The 23183-nt window shown below is 49.8% G+C and carries 24 protein-coding genes; 11 read left to right on the top strand and 13 right to left on the bottom strand.

What is annotated here, in order from left to right; translation table 11 throughout:
* Nucleotides 1-48 precede the first annotated feature (48 nt).
* The 5 genes from folA (at nucleotide 49) to ACQ5ES_RS05990 (ending at nucleotide 4494) form a co-directional block, all read left to right on the top strand.
* A complete protein-coding gene (gene folA, locus ACQ5ES_RS06010) occupies nucleotides 49-555 on the top strand; it encodes a type 3 dihydrofolate reductase (protein WP_445015031.1) in 507 nt (168 codons plus the stop codon).
* 91 nt (nucleotides 556-646) lie between these two features.
* Nucleotides 647-1042, top strand: a complete 396-nt coding sequence (locus ACQ5ES_RS06005) for a DUF3718 domain-containing protein (protein WP_445015030.1) — start codon at nucleotides 647-649, stop codon at nucleotides 1040-1042.
* 95 nt (nucleotides 1043-1137) lie between these two features.
* The gene (locus tag ACQ5ES_RS06000) at nucleotides 1138-2604 is read left to right on the top strand and encodes an alpha/beta hydrolase (RefSeq protein WP_445015029.1); all 1467 of its coding nucleotides are present in this window, start codon (nucleotides 1138-1140) and stop codon (nucleotides 2602-2604) included.
* Between the two features lie 10 nt (nucleotides 2605-2614).
* Nucleotides 2615-3349: an ABC transporter ATP-binding protein gene (locus tag ACQ5ES_RS05995; RefSeq protein WP_445015028.1), complete on the top strand. Its 735-nt coding sequence runs from the start codon at nucleotides 2615-2617 to the stop codon at nucleotides 3347-3349.
* Nucleotides 3346-4494: an ABC transporter permease gene (locus ACQ5ES_RS05990; protein WP_445015027.1), complete on the top strand. Its 1149-nt coding sequence runs from the start codon at nucleotides 3346-3348 to the stop codon at nucleotides 4492-4494. Before ACQ5ES_RS05995 ends, ACQ5ES_RS05990 begins: the two co-directional genes overlap by 4 nt.
* 9 nt (nucleotides 4495-4503) lie before the next feature.
* On the opposite strand, the gene ACQ5ES_RS05985 is transcribed toward ACQ5ES_RS05990, so the two are convergent.
* From ACQ5ES_RS05985 to folE2, 5 genes are all read right to left on the bottom strand, one after another.
* Entirely contained in the window at nucleotides 4504-5835 is a 1332-nt protein-coding gene (locus ACQ5ES_RS05985; RefSeq protein WP_445015026.1) for an NAD(P)/FAD-dependent oxidoreductase, read from the bottom strand.
* 18 nt (nucleotides 5836-5853) lie between these two features.
* Nucleotides 5854-6435 (bottom strand): GNAT family N-acetyltransferase, encoded by a 582-nt coding sequence (locus tag ACQ5ES_RS05980; RefSeq protein ID WP_445015025.1) that lies wholly within the window; start codon nucleotides 6433-6435, stop codon nucleotides 5854-5856.
* A gap of 11 nt (nucleotides 6436-6446) precedes the next feature.
* Nucleotides 6447-7811, bottom strand: coding sequence for an adenosylhomocysteinase (gene ahcY, locus ACQ5ES_RS05975; protein ID WP_445015024.1), 1365 nt, complete (start codon nucleotides 7809-7811; stop codon nucleotides 6447-6449).
* Between the two features lie 74 nt (nucleotides 7812-7885).
* Nucleotides 7886-8899, bottom strand: coding sequence for an adenosine kinase (locus tag ACQ5ES_RS05970; protein ID WP_445015023.1), 1014 nt, complete (start codon nucleotides 8897-8899; stop codon nucleotides 7886-7888).
* Between the two features lie 79 nt (nucleotides 8900-8978).
* Nucleotides 8979-9917, bottom strand: coding sequence for a GTP cyclohydrolase FolE2 (folE2, locus tag ACQ5ES_RS05965; protein ID WP_445015022.1), 939 nt, complete (start codon nucleotides 9915-9917; stop codon nucleotides 8979-8981).
* Nucleotides 9918-10087: 170 nt separating this feature from the next.
* Between folE2 and ACQ5ES_RS05960 the strand changes: the two genes are divergently transcribed.
* Nucleotides 10088-10429: an Hpt domain-containing protein gene (locus ACQ5ES_RS05960; protein ID WP_445015021.1), complete on the top strand. Its 342-nt coding sequence runs from the start codon at nucleotides 10088-10090 to the stop codon at nucleotides 10427-10429.
* Here the strand turns inward: ACQ5ES_RS05960 and ACQ5ES_RS05955 are convergent.
* From ACQ5ES_RS05955 to mutH, 8 genes are all read right to left on the bottom strand, one after another.
* Nucleotides 10406-11161: a response regulator gene (locus ACQ5ES_RS05955; protein WP_445015020.1), complete on the bottom strand. Its 756-nt coding sequence runs from the start codon at nucleotides 11159-11161 to the stop codon at nucleotides 10406-10408. The two genes, ACQ5ES_RS05960 and ACQ5ES_RS05955, sit on opposite strands and share 24 nt — an antisense overlap.
* A 115-nt stretch (nucleotides 11162-11276) precedes the next feature.
* A complete protein-coding gene (locus ACQ5ES_RS05950; RefSeq protein WP_445015019.1) occupies nucleotides 11277-12887 on the bottom strand; it encodes a sensor histidine kinase in 1611 nt (536 codons plus the stop codon).
* A complete protein-coding gene (locus tag ACQ5ES_RS05945; RefSeq protein ID WP_445015018.1) occupies nucleotides 12884-13942 on the bottom strand; it encodes a class I SAM-dependent methyltransferase in 1059 nt (352 codons plus the stop codon). The genes ACQ5ES_RS05950 and ACQ5ES_RS05945 overlap by 4 nt, the downstream gene beginning before the upstream one ends.
* Nucleotides 13943-14968, bottom strand: a complete 1026-nt coding sequence (locus ACQ5ES_RS05940) for a succinylglutamate desuccinylase/aspartoacylase family protein (protein ID WP_445015017.1) — start codon at nucleotides 14966-14968, stop codon at nucleotides 13943-13945. It lies immediately after the preceding gene.
* Nucleotides 14969-14970: 2 nt separating this feature from the next.
* Nucleotides 14971-15876 (bottom strand): 30S ribosomal protein S6--L-glutamate ligase, encoded by a 906-nt coding sequence (rimK, locus tag ACQ5ES_RS05935; RefSeq protein ID WP_445015016.1) that lies wholly within the window; start codon nucleotides 15874-15876, stop codon nucleotides 14971-14973.
* Nucleotides 15873-16319 (bottom strand): ATP-dependent zinc protease family protein, encoded by a 447-nt coding sequence (locus ACQ5ES_RS05930; RefSeq protein WP_445015015.1) that lies wholly within the window; start codon nucleotides 16317-16319, stop codon nucleotides 15873-15875. Before ACQ5ES_RS05930 ends, rimK begins: the two co-directional genes overlap by 4 nt.
* Nucleotides 16320-16391: 72 nt before the next feature.
* Nucleotides 16392-17078: a DUF2982 domain-containing protein gene (locus tag ACQ5ES_RS05925; protein WP_445015014.1), complete on the bottom strand. Its 687-nt coding sequence runs from the start codon at nucleotides 17076-17078 to the stop codon at nucleotides 16392-16394.
* Between the two features lie 31 nt (nucleotides 17079-17109).
* On the bottom strand, nucleotides 17110-17778 hold the full coding sequence (gene mutH, locus ACQ5ES_RS05920) for a DNA mismatch repair endonuclease MutH (protein ID WP_445015013.1): 669 nt from the start codon (nucleotides 17776-17778) through the stop codon (nucleotides 17110-17112).
* Nucleotides 17779-17866: 88 nt separating this feature from the next.
* On the opposite strand from mutH, the gene rppH reads away from it, so the two are divergent.
* From rppH to ACQ5ES_RS05895, 5 genes are read left to right on the top strand one after another with little or no spacing between them, the layout of a single operon-like run.
* The gene (rppH, locus tag ACQ5ES_RS05915) at nucleotides 17867-18400 is read left to right on the top strand and encodes an RNA pyrophosphohydrolase (RefSeq protein WP_445015012.1); all 534 of its coding nucleotides are present in this window, start codon (nucleotides 17867-17869) and stop codon (nucleotides 18398-18400) included.
* A 1-nt stretch (nucleotide 18401) separates the two neighbouring features.
* Entirely contained in the window at nucleotides 18402-20675 is a 2274-nt protein-coding gene (ptsP, locus tag ACQ5ES_RS05910; protein ID WP_445015011.1) for a phosphoenolpyruvate--protein phosphotransferase, read from the top strand.
* A 39-nt stretch (nucleotides 20676-20714) separates the two neighbouring features.
* Nucleotides 20715-21506, top strand: a complete 792-nt coding sequence (locus ACQ5ES_RS05905; RefSeq protein ID WP_445015010.1) for a sulfite exporter TauE/SafE family protein — start codon at nucleotides 20715-20717, stop codon at nucleotides 21504-21506.
* A 3-nt stretch (nucleotides 21507-21509) separates the two neighbouring features.
* Nucleotides 21510-22334: a prolipoprotein diacylglyceryl transferase gene (lgt, locus tag ACQ5ES_RS05900; RefSeq protein ID WP_445015009.1), complete on the top strand. Its 825-nt coding sequence runs from the start codon at nucleotides 21510-21512 to the stop codon at nucleotides 22332-22334.
* Nucleotides 22331-23182, top strand: a complete 852-nt coding sequence (locus tag ACQ5ES_RS05895) for a thymidylate synthase (protein ID WP_445015008.1) — start codon at nucleotides 22331-22333, stop codon at nucleotides 23180-23182. Before lgt ends, ACQ5ES_RS05895 begins: the two co-directional genes overlap by 4 nt.
* Nucleotide 23183: the final 1 nt, after the last annotated feature.

Below are 23183 nucleotides of genomic sequence, written 5' to 3'. Positions count from 1 at the left end.
TAAACCAACAGCGAATAGCGAACAGCGAAGAACGCTCTGGGGTTTTTTATGCGGATTGCTTTGATTGCGGCGATGGCTCGTGACCGAGTTATTGGTAACCATGGTGACATGCCGTGGCACCTGCCAGCCGAACTTGAACACTTTAAACGCGTCACTATGGGTAAGCCTGTAGCGATGGGACGCAGCACTTTCGAATCCATTGGTCGGCCGTTACCGGGTCGAACCAATATCGTTTTAAGCCGTAAGTATCAACAGCCTCACACCGATGAGCAAGGCGTCATTTGGGTGAGCGACACTGAGCAAGCTGTTGCGGCAGCGGGCGAATCTGACGAGCTGATGGTAATTGGCGGTGGGCAGGTTTACCAAGAGTTTCTACCCCATGCCGGGCGTTTATATTTGACGCAGATTGATGTTGCGGTTGAAGGTGACACCTGGTTTCCCGATTTCCAGGCGCTGGCTGACTGGGAATTAAAAGAACAAGTCGAGCATCCCGCTGATGCTAACAACCCGCATGCCTTCACCACTCAAGTGTTTGAGCGCGTAAATAAATTGTAATTAAGGTTTAATTTCTTAACAATTTATTCCGTTGTAAGCCCTGAATTAGCAGGGTAGGATAAATCGCAGTGAGATTAATTGGGGTTTTTCGATGTTGAAAACGGTTACATCATGGCTTACTGCGACGATCGCAGCTACTGTCTTGATTCCGCTCATGCAACCGGTCGCCGCGCAGTCGTACTTTGAGTCAGAAGAAGTCGCATTGATCTTCTGTTCTTATGTGCGTGACAACGATACGGTGCGCCTGCAGCGTAAACTCCGCGATCTACGTATTCGCCTTCGCGATGTTTACTCCCATATCCGCTGTAATAACGCCACATTGATTCAGTTCGCAGTGAAAAGTAACGCCAATGACATTGGTAGTTTTATTGCCCGCAGCGTAAGCGCCGACGATATTCAGGCAACCGGCGATTATAAATGGCTACACGAACATGACCTTATGCAAACGCCTATAGGGCAAATCCTAGCGCGGCGTTTTGAGCAATAGCTCTGGTATGCCACATTTCTTTACAGTTTTCCCTCTTTCAGAAGTACCCTCGAACGTTTAGACTGACTGCATTCGTTACAAATGGATAACATTGCATGAAAACCTTCATTGCACCTATTTTTTTGGCTCTTGGGCTTACGACTTTCGTGGTGCAGGCGCAAGATCAACTGACAGCTGATGTCGCGCCACAAGTTGAGCTAGAACAGTGTTATTTAAAAGGTATCGCTGAGCAGCTGCGTTGCGGTACGTTGCAGGTTCCAGAAAACTATGCTGAACCCGACGGTAAAACCATTAGTATTAATTTCGCGGTGCTACCTGCGGTGCGAGAAAGTAAGCAAAATGATCCATTATTGATTCTGGCCGGTGGACCAGGACAAGCAGCCACCGAGCTGGCGAATATGATTGAGCAAGCTTTCCAAAGCGTTCGCCAGCAACGTGATATTTTGTTAATTGATCAGCGTGGCACGGGTAAGTCACATCCGCTCAGTTGCTCCATGAGTCATGTTGAAGAGCTAGTGAAAACCGATGAAGCCATCGATCTAGCCGAGGTGGCCGCGCAATGTTTAGCTAAATTCGAAGACACGGATCTCACGCAATATCATAGCGTAAATGCCATTCGTGATTTTGAAGCTGTTCGTGCAGCGCTGGGTTACCAGCAAGTTAATCTTTACGGCGGTTCTTACGGTTCCCGCGCGGGTTTGATTTACATGCGTGAAGCGCCTGAATCAGTACGCTCGGCGGTGCTCGATGCGGTGGCGCCAGTGCAAGTGGTAGTAGGTCCATTCGGCCGCCATGGCGCTGAATCCTTTGCGCGATTGGTGCAGCGCTGTGCCGCATCGCAGGTGTGTAACAGCACTTTCCCCGGCTTAGGTGCGACCTACACTGAATTAATGGCGCAACTGGAAGCAAATCCGGTGCCATTGACTGTCCGTGATCCGCTTACCAATGAACCCATCGAGATTCTAGTCACGGCGGGTCGTTTTAGTTCTGTTATGCGAGTAGGCCTCTACCATCCAACTACGCGACAAATGTTGCCGTATGTTATCGAGCGCACCGCTAACGGCGATTACACTCCGTTAACAGGCTTATTTGGTAGTACCATGGCGCAATCCGAGCTTTATATGGGGCTGACCCTCAGCGTACTGTGCAGCGAGGACTTATCGCGTGTAACCCCAGAGCTGCTGGCTGCAGATGGTGACAACACTTTCATTGGTAGCCGCACCGGTGATGCTTTTATTGATATGTGCTCGGTCTGGCCGCAACAACAGCGCCCAGATGCATGGTTTGAACCGGTAAATAGCGCGATTCCAACCTTGTTGCTGTCGGGCGATCTTGACCCGGTTACACCTCCCGCATGGGGAGATATGGCAGCTGAGACGCTAAGCAATAGCCGGCATCTTATTGCGCCTCAGGGCGCACACACGATAGTCGGACATACCTGTGCAAACAAACTGGCTAGCCAGTTTATCAAAGATTTAGATCTGGAAGCATTGGATGCTAGCTGTCTCACTAAACAGCGTCCGCAACCTTTTATTCTTAATAGTAACGGTAAAGGATTATAAGAGAGCCACTATGATCGAAGTAAAATCATTACAAAAATCCTTCGGTAAAGTTACGGCTCTAAATGGTCTGACATTTAGTGCGCCGGAAGGACAAATTACCGGACTTTTGGGTCCCAATGGAGCTGGAAAAACCACCTGTTTGCGGACCATTTACGGATTATTGAAAGCGGACACTGGCGAAGCCTTAATTGATGGTATAGATGCCAATATTGACCCGCTTGCGGTACGCCGCAAAATAGGCATCTTTCCCGATAAATTTGGTCTCTACGAGCGTTTGACTGCGCGGGAACAAATCGCTTATTTTGCCACTTTGCATGGTCTCGACGGCGAGCCTGGAGCTGCAGCTGTCGAAAACGTGATTTGTCGACTTGAAATGGACGCTATTGCCGATCGACGGGCGACGGGCTTCTCGCAAGGACAACGGATGAAAGTTGCGTTAGCTCAGGCCATAGTGCATCGGCCAAAGCATCTTATTCTCGATGAGCCAAGTCGCGGGTTGGACGTTATGAGCACGCGAATTTTACGGGACTTATTGCGTGAGTTACGTGACCAGGGCACCAGTATTTTATTTTCAAGTCACGTGATGCAGGAAGTCGCTGCATTATGTGACCAAGTGGTGGTGGTTGCAGCCGGCAAGGTCGCAGCGCAAGGTACACCTACGGAGCTATGTGAGCAAACTGGCGAAGATGCATTAGAAGAAGCATTCGTTAAGATCATTGGCACCGACGAGGGTATTGCAGCATGAAATCACCAATAACTATTGTTATGCGTAAGGAATTGAAAGACGCTTTACGCGATAAGCGCTCGGTAATGGCCGCAATGTCTTACGCATTTTTTGGGCCGTTATTGATGGCAGTGGCCTTTTATGTGCTCATTAGCCAACTTACCGACACCAGCGATGTAAAGATTGATATCGAAGGTGCTGAGCATGCCCCAGCATTTGTCGCTCACCTGGAGCGTCGTGGTATTGCTGAGCGAGATGAACCCTGGCCGGCGGGACAGCAACCAATCACCTTGACGATTGCTCCTGACTGGGAAGATGCGATAGCTAACGCGCAACCCGCAAAAGTAACGTTGACGGCAGATTTCTCGTCGCAGAAGCAACGTACTGACATTCGCCGGGTTGAAAGTGCAGTAGAGAACTACACTGCACAGCTTAGCTATATTCGATTGCAAATGCGCGGTATCGATCCACGAATTACTCAAGGTGTTGATTTGGTCAAACACGACACTGCAACTAAAGGTTCAAAAGCTGCCATTTTGCTCGGAAGTGTGCTGATCTTTATTTTACTGTCAGTGTTCTTCTCTGGCATGAATGTGGCCATCGATATCAGCGCCGGTGAGCGTGAGCGTAATTCATTGGAGTTGCTGCTGTCGCAACCGCTGACCACTAATCAATTGGTGTGGGGTAAAGCACTGGCAGCATCAGCTTTTGCGATGTTTGGTGGGTTTTTAAGTGCGATACTTATTCCGTTTATTTTCAAACTATTACCGTTACATGAAATTGGAATTAGCATCGCTTTAGCCTGGCCTATGATTCTACTCATTGTTGCCTTGCTGGTGCCCTTGGCGTTACTTGCAACCGCATTACAGCTTTTTGTCTCGTTCCGCGCGAAAAGCTTCAAAGAAGCGCAAACTTACATTTCGTTGCTGCTTATGGCACCCATGTTAGTGGTGTTTGGGGTCGAGTTTGCACGGGTAAAGAACCAATTGTTGTATTATTTGCCACTAACCGGGCAGCATCAAGCATTGCTCGATATCATTAAGGGTGAGTCTTTACAATGGGGAGCGATGGCGGTAAGTGCCGTTGCAACTGTGCTGGTTTCAATGCTGTTGCTGCGCCTGATTAGCCGCATGCTAAGTAGTGAAAAAGTGGTGTTCGGTCTTTAAGCCAAGCTATTACAAGCTGCGCCATCGAGCCAGCTGGTAAAAGGCCCATTGGCCGAGGCGACGAAAGTGGGGAAGAGGAAACCTGGGTAACGGCGATTGATAAAACGGAAGTGGTGGTAACTCTTCTCCCATCGCCAGTTCTGCCAGTCGTTGCCCAGCAATTTGAGTGAAGGTCACACCAGCACCGCAATACCCCATACTGGTGTAGACCCCTTCAGCCGGGCTATAAATTCTCGGATAATCGTCAAGCGCCACACTGACCCAACCACTCCAGTAGTACTCCGCAGGCTCACTGGTTAAGCGCCGCAAGGCAGGGAAACTGCCGCGTAATGCTTGCAGTAAGTGATTCGCGTAGCGCGGATGTTGTGCATCTTTGCCGTGAATTGCGCCGCGACCACCGAATAACAATCGGCCATCGGGTAACAAGCGGTAGTAGTATTTTAAGGTACGTGTATCCATCACCAGCTCGGTACTTGAAATTCCAATTGCCTGGCGTTCGTCAGCAGTTAACGGACGGGTGACAATCACACTGGAGAGTACCGGAAGCGAACGGCCGTGAATACTAGGGTGTAAATGATTCGGCGTATAACCGTTGCTGGCAATTACGATCTTAGGCGCACAAATACGACCTTTGCCTGTGTGCAGACGATGTAATCCACCCACTTGGTCCCAGTTCTTTACGGGCGCATTTTCAACCAAGGTCACACCGGCCTTACTCGCTTGGCGTGCGATACTGGCAGTCAGTAGCACGGGGTTCAATCCGAAACTTTGCGGGTAATGGATGGCAGCATGAGCTTGTGGGCTATGAATACGTGCCTGGGTAGCTTCCGCATCAAGCCAGCGCGTGTCGGGCTGGTATCGCTTTAGCGTTTGATAGGTACTGCGCAGTGCTGCTACGGCACCAGGTTGATGTGCGATTTTTAGGTAACCACCGCGTTGCACTTGTAATTGTTGCGGGCAGTGTTGCAGATGCTGTTCCAGTCGCTCGAAGGCGCGCTGATACTCCGCTTGAATTGCTCGTGTAACCTCTTCGCCAACATGTTTTTGCCATTCAGCGTAGCCGCGACGACCGGTACCAGGCATGGCAAAGCCGGCATTACGAGTGGAACAGCCCCACCCTATTTGGTTTGCCTCGACCACCACGACCTGTTGCTTAAAACGCTGTGCCAGTTCGAGAGCGGTATTGAGTCCGGTATACCCGGCGCCAATCACAACACAGTCGGCGTGTTCTGGCAGAATCGCTGACGGGGTGGGTAAATTGGACTGTGTGGTCGCCTGCCAATAACTACGAGCGTGCGGTTGCGCAGGGCCAGGGCAATGATCAACAAGCGGGTCGTACATAAGTTCGGATCAGTTCAGTTAGCGATCGAAGCGTAGTACCATTTCTCCGGCCGTGCAATGGCAAACACCATCGCACACGGGGCAGTGGTAACCACCATGGATCGAGAGTTCATACCAGCGGCCAGGATGTTGTTGGATCATCTCACCACCGCAGCGCGTAAAATAAGAGTATGCACTATTATTTGGACTTTGCATCCAAATGTGAGCCAGACCAGCTTTACAGCCAAGTTGTTGCGCTGCTGCGGTCGAGCGCTCCAGTAAACCTCGACCGATGCCAAGACCCCGGCTAATTTCAGCGACCGCGGAACATTTAAAATAGCACATTTGTGCTTTAGGTACCGGCCAGGCGTCCGGCGTGCAATAGTCATCGATACCCCATTCGCCGGGTGCGAAGGTCAGGCGAATACCAGCCAGTTCACCGTCGACAAATGCCAGCCAATTGAGATTTACGCCATCCTTTTGACCACGTTGCACGTAGTCCGCCAAACTCTCTTCGGTTAGATAGTTTTCACCATGAACCCGATTACCTAATTCAATAACGGCCGCGTGATCGGCGGCCGTTAGTTCGCGGTAGGTGACTACCGGTTGTTTTTGCGTCATAGGTGACACCATTAGTAGCGGTATTCGTCGGTTTTGTATGGGCCATCGACGTCTACATGAATGTAATCAGCTTGCTGCTGCGTCAGTTTAGTCATAACAGCACCGAAGCCTTGCACCATGTAACGCGCAACTTCTTCATCAAGTTGTTTCGGCAGCACTTCGACGCGTAGCTTGTCAGTTTTTTCTGATGCTGACAAGTCAGCAAACTTCTCCGCAAACAAATGTAGCTGCGCGAGTACTTGGTTTGCGAATGAACCATCCATGATACGACTTGGATGTCCAGTTGCGTTACCAAGGTTCACCAATCGGCCCTCAGATAGTAAAAGCAAGTAGTCGTTCTCATCATCGCTGCGATGAATCATGTGTACTTGCGGCTTCACTTCGTCCCAACGCCAGTTTTTACGCATAAAGGCGGTGTCGATTTCATTATCGAAGTGACCGATATTACACACTACTGCAGTAGCTTTAAGCGCTGTCAGCATGTGTTGATCGCAGACGTTGACGTTACCCGTGGTGGTGACGATCAGGTCGATGGTTTGCAGCAGACCTTTATTAATGCCGCCGGCTTCACCGGTGTTTACGCCGTTAAGATAGGGCGATACCACTTCGTAACCGTCCATGCAGGCCTGCATCGCACAGATCGGGTCAATTTCGGCAATACGTACAATCATACCTTCCTGACGCAAACTTGCTGCCGAACCTTTACCGACATCACCATAACCAATGACCAAGGCTTTCTTGCCTGACAAGAGGTGGTCAGTGGCGCGCTTAATCGCATCGTTTAATGAGTGACGACAACCGTATTTATTGTCGTTTTTCGACTTAGTTACTGAGTCATTGACGTTAATCGCAGGCACTTTCAAAGTACCGTGCTTCAGCATTTCCAGCAGGCGATGCACACCGGTTGTGGTCTCTTCAGTAATGCCGTGTACCTTATCCAGCATTTGTGGGTACTTATCGTGAATTAACAAGGTTAAGTCACCGCCATCATCAAGAATCATGTTGGCATCCCACAAATCACCGTCTTTATGACAGGTTTGTTCCAGACACCACTCGTATTCTTCTTCGGTTTCACCTTTCCAGGCAAATACCGGCACACCGGCAGCGGCCATCGCTGCTGCAGCGTGGTCCTGGGTTGAGAATATATTGCACGATGACCAGCGCACTTCGGCACCCAGTTCAAGTAAGGTCTCAATCAGTACCGCCGTCTGAATGGTCATGTGAATACAACCAATGATGCGGGCGCCTTGTAGCGGCTTTTGGTCTGCATATTTGCGGCGAATAGTCATCAATGCCGGCATTTCTGATTCGGCAATGGAAATTTCTTTACGGCCCCAATCGGCCAGGCTGATATCTGCAACTTTGTAATCTGTCATAAAAACCTCAATGCGTTATTCGCTGTTCGTTGTTGGTTTAAACAAACAGCCAACAGCGAACATCGTAATTGTAGTTAATTGAATTCAGGTTCGTGCTGTAGTTTGATCAGCAACTGCTGCTGCTGATCAAGACTCAAGCGGGGACCAAAACTTGCTACCACAGCCGCCGCTGCATGGCTTGCCAACAAACCACAGGCAGCCAATGAATAGCCGCGTATCAAGCCAAACATCATAGCGCCAGCGAACATGTCACCAGCACCGTTGGTATCAATGGCTTCGACGGGTATCCCTGGCACTGCTACTTGGCGGCTACCGTCGCCGACTAATGCGCCGTCTTTACCTAAAGTGATGGCAACTAGCTTGGCATGGCGTTGCAACTGTTGCAATGCCGCTTGTACGTCGTCGGTGCCCGTTAAGATCCGTGCTTCTTCCTGATTACAAAACATGACATCGACGCCACCAGTAAGAATTTCATCGAGACCTTCGCGGAAGTATTTCACCATGGCTGGATCCGAGCACGTCATGGCGATCTTGGTATTATTGGCACGAGCGATTTGTTTGGCGCGGGCAATTGCTTGCCGCGCCACCGGAGACGTTACCAAATAACCTTCAATGTAAAGGTAGTCAGCGCGCGCGATGGCGTCTTCATCGAGTTCGGCGGCACTTAAGTCGGCGGTGATACCAAGGTAAGTACGCATGGTACGCTCGGCATCAGGGGTGACCATAACCAGACAACGGCCGGTTTTACCCTGGTGCTTTTGGTTACCGGTGTTAGTGGTAATGCCGACGCGTTGCATGTCGTCGCAGTAAAACTGGCCGGCCTGGTCGTCAGCAACTTTACAGCAATAAAATGCTTTGCCGCCGAATTGGCTGAAGCCAACCAGTGAGTTGGCAGCTGAACCGCCGCCAGACTGCTTCTTGAGCTCGCCGCGTTTGGTAAGTTCGGCGATTAACCGTTCCTGTTCAGCATCTTCGATCAAGGTCATCATGCCTTTCTCGATTTTGTGCTGCTGTAAAAATTGGTCCGTGACTTCAAACTCTTGGTCGACCAGCGCGTTGCCGATGCCGACAATATCAATTGAATCCATGCGATACTCTGGTAGTAGTTTCTAAAACAAAAAAATCCGGCCGCTAAGTATACAGCAGCCGGATCTTGAGGTCGATTAATTAGGCCTGAAAGCCGCCCGGAATACCTTTAGTGGTGATACTGACTGCATCATGGGCATGCAATGATTCATAATGATTGACCCGCACCCAGAAGTCTGAGAATGCCGTCTGTTGATTCAGTGCATGCTGCAGGCGCCGTGCAGCGTCTTCACAGAACATGAGGTTCTGACCGTTCAAGCGCGCAAATTCTTGTTCATCTTCACGTTTTACCGCTGCTTGCACTGGGGTCTGTAAGGCATCTTCAATAGAGTCAATCAAGGCAATGATTGGCAACTCAGAAATTTGCTCACCCATGACTACTTTCACTTCAGCGATTGAGCGCTGACTGTGCGGCGTGGCGACGATACCTTGGGTGGTGCCTAACCAACGGTGGACCATTTCAGCATCAACATCGGCCTCAGTACCAAATTGATTAGCAAAGGCTTCTTGAATCAGTTGCCGCGCCAACGCAGCTGAGCATGGACAGGTTGACGAGTAGGGAACATCGACTGCAAGCTGCAAATAGAGTTTGCCATGGTCATAACGGCCAATCACGGTAACCGGATAAGCTTTCCAACCAGGTTTTTTACTGATCAACGCTTTACGACGTAGGTGATAATCAAAGCTAAATTTAACATAAGCTTGATCTGATAAGCCTTCGTGACTATCAATAAAGTCATGCAACAATTTACTGAGTGATTGGTGTGACAACACGTTATTGTTGGATAGATCCTCCAACAATAAATAGAGTCGTGACATGTGGATGCCTTTTGCTTCTGGATCTTTCAGGTTCACAAAAGCATCGACCAGCGCGCTTACTGGACGCTCTGGTTCATTGGCTGCGCCAACAACCAATGGCATCTCGATATTACTCATGCCGACCCAATCAAGTGCGCCTTCGGTTTGCGCTTTGGTTTGATTGGCGATATCTGGCATCATTGTCGGTGTAGCTGTTGGCATGCGAATACGGCTCCAAACATTGCAGTTAGTACATATAGTACAGATGTTCCCAAAAATGGGGCGATAGTATACAAGATTTAACCTGTTTACGGTAGTTTGCCATAACGGGTTCAATTTCGAAGGAAACTTTTTCGATTGCCGCTATCGATTTGGCACAAGGAAAGCAGGTTATGCTAGACAAAGAGCTACTGGAACAGTACGCGGAGCTTATGGGCAATGACGGGGTGCAGGATATGTACGCGACCTTTGCGGATAATATTGGCGGTTACCTAAACCATTTAGAGTGGTTATTGAAACAACGCGAGGAAAAAGAGTTCCGCAATCAGGCGCATCGCATTAAAGGAGCTTGTCGTTCAGTTGGTTTACGGCAGCTAGCAGAACGAATGGAACGTCTTGAACGCGATCCTTGGCAATGGGAAGAAGCAGTTGATGAGGTGGTGCAATGGAAGGCTGAGCGTCCTATGCACCAACATCAAATCGAGGCTTGGTTAAACGCTCGGCGAATTGAGTGAAGGTTGGTCAAGGTGTCGAACATTGACATCACCGACAAAACGGTAACCTTCGCCATGAATCGTAGTAATCAGATTAGGTGATTGACTGTCTGCTTCAAAATGACGACGAATGCGGCGGATAGCGACATCTACAGTACGATCATTTGGGCGTAACTCGCGGTCGAGCATTTTCTTGACCAAGGTTTCGCGGTCAAGAATCTTGCCAGGATTGGTCAGGAATAACTCCATTGCGCGGTATTCGCTTTTCGGCAAACGAAACATTTTACCATCGGGCGAAAACAGACAACGACTGTCGCTTTCTAAGCGCCAGTTATTGAATTCATAAACAATGCTATCGTGACCGATGGCTTTTTGTTGACTCTTAATGGCTTCGATGCGGCGATAAAGATTGCGCACACGCATTAACAACTCTTTCGGGTTGTAAGGCTTGATAATGTAGTCGTCAGCACCGAGTTCCAGTGCGAGTAAACGGTCTTCTTCGGCATCTCGACCAGTTAAGAAGATTAACCCGACATTTTCGTTCTCACGAAAACTTTCGGCAAGTTCGATGCCGCTCTTACCCGGGAGATTGACATCCATGATAACCAGGTCGACTTGCTGACGGGCCATAATGCGTTGCATTTGCATGCCATCAGCAGCATCGTAGACGTCGTAGCCTTCCTGCTGAAATAAGCGTGTAAGGGTATTACGGGTGACGACTTCATCTTCTACGATTAGTAATCTAGCGCTCATATTGATTGATCCGTTCGTCGTTAACATATGTTGAAATCTGGTGTAGACCGCAAGTGTAGCACGAGATTCTAATAAGTGCGTAAAAATCCTGCAAGCCTTGTCAGTGGTTTATACGTTAAGCAGCAATATTTATAAGAAACTCGGTATAACGTCCTGCTTTTGACTCAACTTCGATGCTTCCATCTAAGGCTTGCGTTACTAAGTTGTAGACTAAGTGTAAGCCAAGTCCGGTTGAGCCTTGTCGACGTCGACTGGTAATGAAGGGGTCGAAGATGCGTCGACCGAGTTGCTCAGGGATACCGCTACCGTTGTCACGATAGCGAATTTGGACGCGTTGTTCGGTAATTCGTTCAACCTGAATGGTTATCTTCCCATGTACGCGTTCGAGAAAGCCGTGTATAGCGGAATTTTGTAGTAGTTGGGTGACAACATGCAAGAGCGGACCTGATCGACAATTGATGTGTAAGTCACGTGGACAGTCGATAGCAATCTCAATGGAAGCGAGTTCTGGGAAGCGATTCTGAGCCGATTTTACCGTTGACTCGCAAAAATCATAAATAGCGATATCTCGCGTCTCTTCAGCGAATTGGTCCATCGCCAGTTGGCGGAATTGGTTGATAAGATCAGCGGTACGCTCTATGTTGCGCTGGATCAGACCCAAATTATCGCCGCTGGCCTCCATAAAACGTTCGAAATCTTCTCGCGACATAGTGCTATTTTCAAATTTTTCCTGCATGAACTCTAGCTTGTCCTGCAGAATCGAAGTCGAGGTGATGACTAAACCTACTGGGGTATTAATCTCGTGGGCTACGCCAGCAATCAAATCACCGAGCGAAGACATTTTTTCACTTTCGATGAGCTGGCGCTGAAACTGATGAAGTTTCTCAAGCGTCGCCATCAGTTCTTCATTCGACTCACGTAATGCATTGGTGCGTTGCTGAACCTGTCGCTCGAGTTCAGTATTGAGATCATTCGCTTGCCGTTCGGCTTGTTGTTGTCGTTCAAGATGCTGTTCGACGCGGCCAAGCATAGTATTAAAGGCAATGCCGAGTTGTTGTAGTTCCAATAAATTTGATTCTGGCAATTGCATCGAGTAATCGCGATTGCGACTGATGCGCTGGATGATGCCGACCGCTTGGTCCAATTGCCGCATCAAACGGCTACGCACATGAATGGAAACAAGCCACGCAAAGAGGCCAGCTATCACAATAATGGCACTGGCAGTAAAAAATATTTTCCAGCTGTTGGAGATAATAGTAGCGCGGCTTATTCGCAAATAGACGAAACCAAGAACCTCATCGTCGATAGTCACCGGCTGCGCGACTTCAATATAAGTTGAGCGACTGCGAACTCCGCTAAACTCATCAAGTAATTCAGTACGCGCCGGAATGGGTGCTAAACCTTCACTGTTATAACTAGCAAAATAGCTTAAGCGGTAGCTGTCGGCTATTGAATCGCGTTCGTAGACATGCACATGCTGCAAGAATGGCGTTAGCTTAAAATAACTCAGATAATTACGTAGGCCCTCGGCGTCATCAAACAGCAGGTAGCGGCTGGTCGCCTCGGCGACCACTTTGGCGACATCTTGCGCGCGAAACTCGGCACTCTCGTTCATCTGCTTGACGTAAGTTAAGCTTAAAATAAGCGCTGTGAATGTACAGAGTAGCACGGCAGCACTCACCACCAGCCAAGTGATGCCCTGACGAATGGAGCCCGTGCGGATCATCTACGGCGTCCCCGTTTGGGAGCTCGTTGCACCTTATTGACTGCACGGTAGACGGCAAATTTATTATCTGTGGTAATACGGTCACAGTGTCCGAAACTTTCTTCAATGAGCTCCGGCCAGGCTAAAAAGCGATTGGCAACTAACCACAATTGGCCATTCGGCGTTAAATGTTCGCGGGCATTGCGCAGAAATTGTTGACCAATACTGTAATCCGTCGCTTGCCCGGTATGAAACGGTGGATGGCTAACAATAAAGTCGTATTTCGGTAAATCAGCGCCGAGGTGGTCCTCGGCTATAAGTTCACCCTGCAGGTGATTAAGCTCGAGTGTCGCCGCGCAGGCGGCCAGCGCCATCGCATTGACATCAAGATAAGTCATTTTCAAATCAGGCTGTTGCAGCTGTAGCGACACTCCGAGCACCCCGTTACCACAGGCGAAGTCAAGCACTGAGCCTTTCTTGAATGACGGTAGATGCGCTAATAGCATGGTACTTCCGAGGTCAATTTTCGGGTACGCAAACACCCCCGGATAGGTAACCACCTGAGCAGGGGCAGCCCCATCTTTTGGCGGTGTAAACACTTGCCGGAAGTCATCGAGTTGGCATGTTTCTGAAGTTGCGGTCAGCGTCGTGACAAGAAGTGTTGAATGGTTACCATTGGCAACTTTCTGAGCAGCGCTGTAGCCCTCACCGAGTTGTTTATGGATACTCTTGATGCCACTGCGATTATCGCCGACCAGCCAAACGGGGGCATCTTTCGGCAGACAAGTCGCGAGCTGCCGAAGTATATAGTCGGTCAGTTTCTTTTCTTTCGGTAACCAAATCAGTGCGGCATCAAACTGTCCTGCCGGGGGCGTGGTACCAAACTGATGCTCACTACCCAGCTGACTCCAACCGCGAAACCAACCTGCGTGTAGATGCCAGCCACCGGCGACGGAGAACTCATGACGCCACTCGTGATCCGGCGGGTTAACCACCAATAATGCTTGGCTATTGATGTGATCTGCCTGTCGAACGATAAGCTGTGAGGGAGAACTAAGTGATTTTAATGACTTCATTTATACGGGTTTACCATCGTAGGCTTCACTAAATACATCAACACTTGATGAGGCTTCACCAAACACGTCATCATCATATTGCGCCACATTAAATAAGGCTTCGCCTTCGTTGGCGACCGGAATATTGCTAATACCAATTACAATGCCGTTATAGGGACTGTGCAACGGATGCATAATATCACCGTGCGGATTTACCGTCTGTGCGATAACCTGGCCTTTTTGAATCGTTTCGCCTAGTTGTACTTGTGGCACGACTAGGCCGTCATGGTCATTGCGGATCCAGGCACTGCGATGCGCGACCACGGGCGTGACTTTCTTCCGTGTGCGGCGGCCTTTGAGCATCTTTAAGCGCTTCATGACGTTTTCCACACCAATAACACCAGATTTGATCGCAGCGTAATCGAAACGCAGTGCTTCTCCGGCTTCGTACAGGATCAATGGAATACCCAATTCTGTGGCCAGCGAACGGAGCGAGCCATCGCGCTCTTTCGAATGCAAAATCACCGGCGAGTTAAAAGCGTGAGCCATTTCTAGTGCCTCACTATTATCGGTGTCGACGCGGATTTGCGGCAGATTACTGCGGTGAATTGCGCCAGTATGCAAATCAATAATGTGCGTTGCACTTTGCACCAATGTTTCGTTGAAAAGGTAGGCGAGACGACTACCTAAAGCACCCCGTTCAGAGCCCGGGAAACAGCGGTTTAAATCGCGGCGGTCAGGCAAGTACCTTGATTGCTGAATAAACCCAAACACGTTTACCACTGGCACCACAATGAGTGTGCCGCTTAATTCGTCAGGGTCTGTTTGGCTGATCAAACGCCGGCAGATCTCAATACCGTTCAGTTCATCACCGTGTATAGCAGCGCAAACCAACAGCACGGGCCCCGGTTTTAGTCCATGAAATACTTCGGCATGGAGGTCCATCGGCGTATCGTTGTACAACCTCGCGGCAGGAATTTTAATGCTATGCCGTGAGCCTGGGGTGATTTTCTGCCCCGCAAGTTTAAACGAAACTGGTTTTTTCACCTTTAACCTTTTCCTTTGGTGCGCGTGCGATGCGCTTTAGCAGTGTTCTCGATAAAGCTAATGATCTGACTGGCCACATCTTTTTCAGTTGCCAATTCAATACCTTCCAGACCTGGTGAGGAGTTTACTTCCATCACCAGAGGACCATGGTTGGAACGCAGGATATCAACCCCGGCGACATTCAAGCCCATGGTTTTTGCTGCTTTTATCGCTGTCGCGCGCTCGGCAGGAGTCAATTTGACTAGTCGCGCTGAGCCACCACGATGAAGATTGGAGCGGAACTCGCCTGGCTTGGCTTGACGCTTCATGGCAGCGATAACTTTGTCGCCAATAACCAGACAGCGAATATCCGCACCACCGGCTTCTTTGATAAATTCTTGCACCATAATGTGCGATTTAAGTCCCATGAAAGCTTCAATAACACTTTCAGCGGCTTGGCGGGTTTCGGCAAGTACCACACCGATACCTTGGGTACCTTCCAGCAATTTGATCACCAGAGGTGCACCACCGACCATCTCAATGAGGTCAGGAACATCATGCGGCTGACTGGCAAAACCGGTAATCGGCAGGCCAATTCCTTTACGACTTAGCAGCTGTAACGATCGCAGCTTGTCACGGCTACGAGATATCGCGACGGACTCATTTAGCGGGTAGGTTCCGATCATCTCGAATTGGCGTAATACGGCGGTGCCGAAGAACGTAATCGACGCGCCAATGCGCGGAATGACCGCATCGTAAAAAGGTAAAACCTTACCCTTCATGTGAATCGAAGACTCACGTGCATTAATGTTCATGTAGCAGCGCAACGGGTCCAACACCTCTACGGTGTGACCGCGAGATTCAGCCGCTTCAATTAAACGACGCGTGGAGTAGAGTTTTGCATTTCGCGATAGAATCGCAATTTTCATGAGCTGACTCCTTCAGATTCAGGTTGCTGTTTACCTAACAGATAAGACGCGTCAGGGTTGACTAAAAAATGTCGGCGCATAGCCTGGCGACCGAGTAGCATGCGAAATTTCATGCTATCCCGATTGGTTAAGGTCAACTCGACAGCTTGCTCGAATTTGCCTACGACCAGCGTAGTTTTTATGACATAACGCAATTCGGTATGACCGCCGGAGTCGGTGACTTCGCGTTGGTCATGAATTTTTGTTTCACAACTATGTTCACGCATTGACCCCTGTTCAGGATGGATCCAAATGCGCAACCAGTTTTCGCCATTTCGGGCAAATGGTTCGAGTTTGAATGCATGGAGGCAGGACGTTCTAGCGCCGGTATCCACTTTCATTTTGATCGCATTAATGCCGAGCTCTGGGAGTGCTCCCCATTCGCGCCAGCCAAGTGTTTGCATGGACAATGATACTCCAATTATAAAGAGTTTATACTCTGCAAGAATATAGACGCTGCAGTGAAACAGCAAGCGTTACAGCTGGTCGACGTTGTGCCGATGGCTTTGCGCTTCGCGCAGCCACTGGCAAAATTCCGCTAAAGGACGATCGAGCGCACTGGCAGGAACATACAAGTCGTAACCAAGGAGATCGCGTAGTTGTTCACTGCGCACGGCGAATAACGCTTGCACCCCTCGATACACTTTCCCACTGGCGGTTTTATAACTGCTGGGAATGTCATAGTAAGGGGTGTAATCGTCGGCGTCTGGCAGCTCACGGCGTAATGCTGCAGCTAGCAAGTGTCGCTGTTCACTGACCAAATGAACGGCCAGCCGCGGCGAAATGGTATCGAGTATCGGTTCAATATCCTTTAAGCGGAAGCCAATATAAGGAAGCTCTTCTAACTCGGTACCACGGTGGGTACGCGGAATATCGAAACGGATCAGGTTGTCCCATTCAAAGTGCCAGTTACCACGCCGGTGTTCGTAACGTATTTCGCGCGGCGAAATTAGCAAGCTCACCGGCGGTTCAACCAGCTTAGCTATACCAAGCAGGAATAACGCAGCACTGGCAATATACATTAACCCCCAAGCGGCTTGAGGCAGTTCGAAACCGGCCAGGTAGAGGAATACATTGAGCGCAAACACCACGACTCCGAATACGCAAAAGGTAAGTGCGTCGCGTCGTGCACTGGGTTGAACGCTGAGTTGGTGGTTGGTCATGTTAATCCCGAAGTTGACTCATCATGTTTTGCTATTCGTTGCTATCTAAGTCGAACGTGCGTTGAATAATGGCCGAGGTAAAAGCCGTCTTTAGGTAGAAACCACGTGGCAAAGTCTGGATGATCTCACCTCCGGGGCCGACAGCATCGGTTAATACCCGACTATTTGCCGCCTTGGGGCGCAATTGCAAAACCTCGCCTTGATGCGCAGTAATCTGCTCGACACCACCCATAGCGATTTTATCCATGTGCTCCTGCCAATCGGCTTTAAGCTGAGTTTCCTCATTTGCATTGGGCTGCCATAAAAACGCAGTGCCTACGGTACGCTCCGCGAGAGGTACCTCTCGGCGGCCATCAATAGGTATCCACAACACACATTGTAACTTATTACGGACGTTGCTAGCTTCCCAGCTTAGTCCAGTAACATCAAGTAACGGCGTGGTACAAACAAAGGTCGTCTCGAGCGGTCGACCGCGCGCATCGAGTGGAATGGTTTTTAGTTCAACACCCAGTTCCGGGAAGTCTTGTAAAGCTTGTGAGCCGGCACTTGCGCCTAACGCGGCCTCTAATAATTGCCCAACCCAGCCTTTATGCCGCCGCAAATCCGCAGGAACCTGCATTGCCTGGGTGCGGGCAAGATCGGCGAAACTCTGCCCAGCAAGGGAACTGGCAGCGTTAAATAGGGTGCGTAAGTCGCTCATGAAGCTCCTTAATAGTGGACAGTACTTTCTTTCAGGCGTCGATTATGGAAAAATCGAAGACAGAAGTCGAATTTAAGAGGATGCCCGCGTGATAGACGCAGAAGGATTCCGCGCAAATGTTGGAATCATTATCTGTAATGATCAGGGACAAGTATTTTGGGCGCGTCGATTTGGGCAACATAGCTGGCAGTTTCCGCAAGGTGGGATTGATGATGGTGAAACGCCAGAACAGACCATGTATCGGGAATTGTGGGAAGAAGTCGGGCTAAAACCCGAACAAGTGGAGATCGTTTATACCAGTCGTCACTGGTTCCGTTACCGCTTGCCGAAACGTCTCGTTCGACGCGAACAACGTCCCACGTGTATTGGTCAAAAGCAGAAATGGTTTTTGCTGCGCTTAACCTGCAAAGAGCAAGATGTAAATGTTCTTTGTTCGTCGCATCCGGAGTTTGATGACTGGCGTTGGGTCAGTTATTGGTACCCGGTGCGGCAAGTCGTGTCGTTTAAAAAGGATGTTTATCGACGCGTAATGAAAGAGTTTGCGCCCATAGTGATGCCGACCAACACCCCCCAAGGGCGGCCTGGCGGGAAGCGCCAGCGCGGACCACGACGGAAACGCTAATATGCTGCGAGTATTGCAACGCATTGTTGAAGCTGTGAATCAGGCGCCAGACTTTGAGCTGGCGTTACAGACCATGGTGCGACAAGTCAAAGAAGCGTTGCATACGGATTCCTGCACGGTCTATCTCGCAGATCACGAGCAACAGCAATTCGCTCTGGCCGCGACCGATGGTTTAAAACTCAACTCCGAACACCCTATTCATGTACCTTTTGGCGAAGGTGTCATTTCCCTGGCCGCACAACGTGAAGAACCGCTTAATATCGCCAACGCAAGTCAACACCCTAAGTTTTTAACCCTTGATGAGGTGGATGAAACTCGCTACAACGCTATGCTGGCAGCGCCAGTAATCCATCGTCGCCGAGTACTTGGTGTGTTAGCGGTTCAACAAGAGCATGACCGCGCCTTTACGCGAGACGAAGAAGCCTTTGTGGTGACCTTAGCGGCGCAGCTGGCGGTAGTTATTGCTCATGCTGAAGCTAAAGGCTTTTTGCGCACCACGAAGCAGTCCCCCTGGCTGCAGACCATTAAAGGGCTTGCGGCCGCACCGGGCGTTGCCATCGGTCAAGCTTATGTGGTGAAACCACGCGCCCGGTTAAGTGAAGTTACGCCGAAGAAATCAGATAAGCCGGAACATGAGATTCGGCGTTTTCGGTCTGCAGTGGCTCATACCAGACAAGAATTGCTCGATTTAAGTGAAAGTATGAGAGGTCAAATCGCCGACGAAACCCTGGCGATTTTTGATGTGTATCATGCAATGTTGGACTCGACCAATTTGGGTCAGGAAGTCGAGCAGACGATTAACGATGGCTGGCGGGCGCAAACCGCATTGAAGATTGTGGTCGAGAACCTGGTCAATCAGTTTGAGAGCCTGGATGATGAGTACATTCGTGAACGCGCCAGCGACGTGCGCGATCTCGGGCAACGCATTTTATCGCACCTGAAAGACAAAACACGTGAGCAACTTGAACCACCAGCAGAGTGTATTTTGGTGGCGCACGAAGTGACCGCAACAATGTTGGCTGAACTGCCCAATACCGAGATTCTGGGTATGGTGTCAATCCGCGGTTCCGGCAATTCTCACGCTGCCATTATGGCGCGGAGTATGGGTATTCCGGCGGTACTTGGGGCTGATGATATCGAGCTGAATGAGCTTGATGGCGAGACCATGATTGTCGATGGTTACAATGGCGATGTGTTCGTTGATCCACCGCTGCAAGTCGAAAATGAATACCGTCAGTTAGCCGAGGAAGAATTTGAACTGCGCGAAAAAGTTGAGCAGGCGCGTGGTAAACCCGTTGAAACCTTAGACGGTGTTCGTCTGACATTACAACTTAATGTCGGTTTGAACACCGAACGCGATTGGCTGAAAGAGCTCGACATTCAAAGTGTCGGTCTGTATCGCTCGGAAATCCCGTTTATGATGCGTGAGCGGCTACCGACCGAAGATGAACAAGTCGAACTTTACACGCAAATTCTCGAGCAGTTTCGCGCTGGGACTGTGGTCATGCGGACACTCGATGTGGGTGGTGATAAACCCTTACCCTACTTACCGATGTCCGAGGAAAACCCCTTCCTCGGTTGGCGCGGGATCCGCTTAACACTCGATCACCCGGAAATTTTTCTGGTACAAATACGTGCCATGTTACGCGCTGCAGTAGGGCGTAATAATCTTCATATTCTGCTGCCGATGATCACCAGTGCCGACGAGGTCGATGAAGCTGCGCGGATGGTGAAACAGGCGTATCATGAAGTTGCAGAAGAATCGAATGGCCATGATCGCACGCAATTGATGCCACCGAAGCTAGGGGTAATGATTGAAGTTCCTGCCATGATCTATCATATGCATACCATTGTCGATAAAGTCGATTTTTTCTCTGTTGGTAGCAATGACTTAACTCAGTATATGTTGGCCGTGGATCGCAATAATCAGCGTGTGGCTAGTTTGTACGATGCGTTTCATCCGGCGGTATTACATGCCTTACAACAAATTGTCCGCCGTGCCAACGAACTGGATAAACCGGTGTCGGTGTGTGGCGAACTTGCAGGTGAGCCGGGCGGTGCATTGTTGTTGTTGGCCATGGGCTATAGAACCCTCAGTATGAACAGCTACAACATCGATCGAATTCGTTGGATTATCAGGCATATTACCGCCGCCGATCTGGATGCGATGCTGGAGCAAGCGTTAAAAGCGCGTTCACCCAAGGAGGTAAGGCAAATTGTGACCTTGACCCTGGAAGAAGCAGGGCTGGGCGGTTTTGTGCGTGCCGGCGGGTAAGTGTCGGAACAATTCTACTTGGTAAATTAAGGAGTCAGGGTGCTCATCACAGGCTGGTTATGGTGTTTAGCCGGAGGCGTGATTGCTGGCTTGTTGGCCGGTATGTTAGGTATTGGTGGCGGCCTGGTCATTGTTCCCTTACTGATTTACTTGTTGCCAGTGCTTGGGGTTCCACCTGAATTAGTGGTGCAAATGGCGGTGGCGACGAGTTTGGCCACCATTGTCATGACCACACTGAGTTCTGCCCGGTCACACTATCGTCATGGCCAAATCAGTTGGTTCTGGGTGCGTCGATTAATTCCGGGTCTTATGTTGGGCGCCATCTTCGGCGCGTGGCTGGCGACACAACTGAAACCCGAGTGGTTGCAACGTATTTTTTCTGCGGTACTGTTGATACTATCCATTCGAATGCTGGTACCCCAGCGTACGGGTGAGCCGGTAACGGATGTTTCGAAGCGCTTAATGGGCGTGATCAGTGCGTTCGTAGGAAGCTTATCCGCTTTGGTTGGAATTGGCGGCGGCTCGCTTACAGTTCCTCTTTTACAACGACTAAGGGTGCCGATTCGGCAGGCGATTGCGGTGTCTTCGGTGGGAAGTTTAAGTATCGGCATTAGTGCCGTATTGGCGTTTATTGTGTTGGGCCAACAGATGGAATCAAATGAAGGCCTACTGGGTTATGTACACGGCCCGGCATGGATGGCGATTTCCATTACCTCGGTACTTTGTGCGCCACTAGGAGCAGCTTTGACGCAGCGCATACCGGTCAAACGCCTGCAACAAGGCTTTGCGGCCTTTTTAGTGCTGGTATCTATCGAATTATTCATAGGATAAAACATGCAAACTGAGTTTATGATGCATCCGAGTATCGACCCGGTGATTTTCGGTATTGGGCCACTAGCTCTGCGTTGGTATGGTTTAATGTATCTGTTCGGGCTTGCCTTTGCCTATTTTTGGGGGAAGCGCCAATGCCAAATGCCACATTACGCAGTAATAGGATGGACCGAGAAACGTTTCAGTGATCTATTGTTTTGGGGCTTCATGGGAGTCATCTTAGGCGGTCGTATCGGCTACGTGTTGTTTTATCAGTTTGATTACTTTGCCGAGAATCCGCTGTATTTATTTGATATGGCAAACGGCGGAATGTCGTTTCATGGCGGCTTACTGGGTGTGGTCACAGTGTTGGCGATATTCTCGCGCAACACCAAAATTAACTTTCTGCAGGTTGGCGATTTCGTTGCACCGCTGGTGCCTATGGGGCTGTGTTTTGGCCGTATTGGTAACTTCCTGAATGGTGAATTATGGGGCCGTGTGACTGACGTACCATGGGCGATGATCTTCCCTGTGGCCGGGCCGGATCCACGTCATCCTTCACAGCTCTACCAAGCGGCACTGGAAGGGTTACTGTTATTTATTGTTTTAGCTTTATTCAGTCGCAAACCGAGACCGATGGGCGCAGTCAGTGGTCTCTTTCTGGTCGGTTATGGTATCGCACGCTTCGTCGTCGAGTTCTACCGCGAACCTGATGCGCACTTAGGTTTATTAGGTATGGGCTGGTCGATGGGGCAGTGGCTATCGGCGCCAATGGTGTTGGGCGGCATCCTGTTAATGCTCTGGGCCTACAAGTATAACACTGCAGCCAGCAAAGGAGGTTCCGCATGAATCAGTATTTAAAGCTTTGCCAACGTATTGTTGATCAAGGTGTGTGGGTGACCAATGAACGCACCGGTAAACGCTGTTTGACGGTAATTAATGCTGATCTCGAATACGATGTGGCTGGCAATGCGTTTCCTTTGATCACGACCCGTAAAAGCTACTGGAAAGCAGCGATTGCCGAGTTCTTAGGCTACATTCGTGGTTACGATAACGCCGCAGACTTTCGTGCGCTAGGGTGCAAAACCTGGGACGCGAACGCCAACTTAAATGAAGCTTGGTTACAAAACTCACATCGTCAGGGTGAAGATGATATGGGCCGGGTTTATGGAGTGCAAGGGCGCAGCTGGGCGAAGCCCGATGGCGGGCATGTCGATCAATTGCGCAAGGTGGTGGATAATTTGGCACGCGGCGTTGACGATCGCGGTGAAATTATCAGCTTTTATAACCCCGGCGAGTTCCACATGGGCTGTCTACGGCCTTGTATGCATACGCACAATTTTTCCTTGCTCGGCGATACGTTGTACCTGACCAGTTACCAGCGTTCATGCGATGTACCTTTGGGGCTAAATTTTAATCAGGTGCAGGTATTTACCTTTTTGGCGTTGATGGCGCAAATCACGGGACATAAAGCAGGCAAAGCCTATCACAAGATAGTGAATGCTCACATTTATGAAGATCAGCTGGAGTTGATGCGCGATGTGCAACTCAAACGCGAGCCTTTCGATGCACCCCAACTAGAGATTAATCCAGCGATCACATCGCTGGAAGATCTGGAAACCTGGGTCACGCTCGACGACTTCAAAGTACACAACTACCAACACCACGACCCCATCGCTTACCCGTTTAGCGTTTAGG

The sequence above is a fragment of the Pseudidiomarina xizangensis genome, assembly GCF_052541995.1.
Note: the sequence above shows the minus strand (reverse complement) of the source record. Positions and strands in the feature narration are given on the sequence as shown.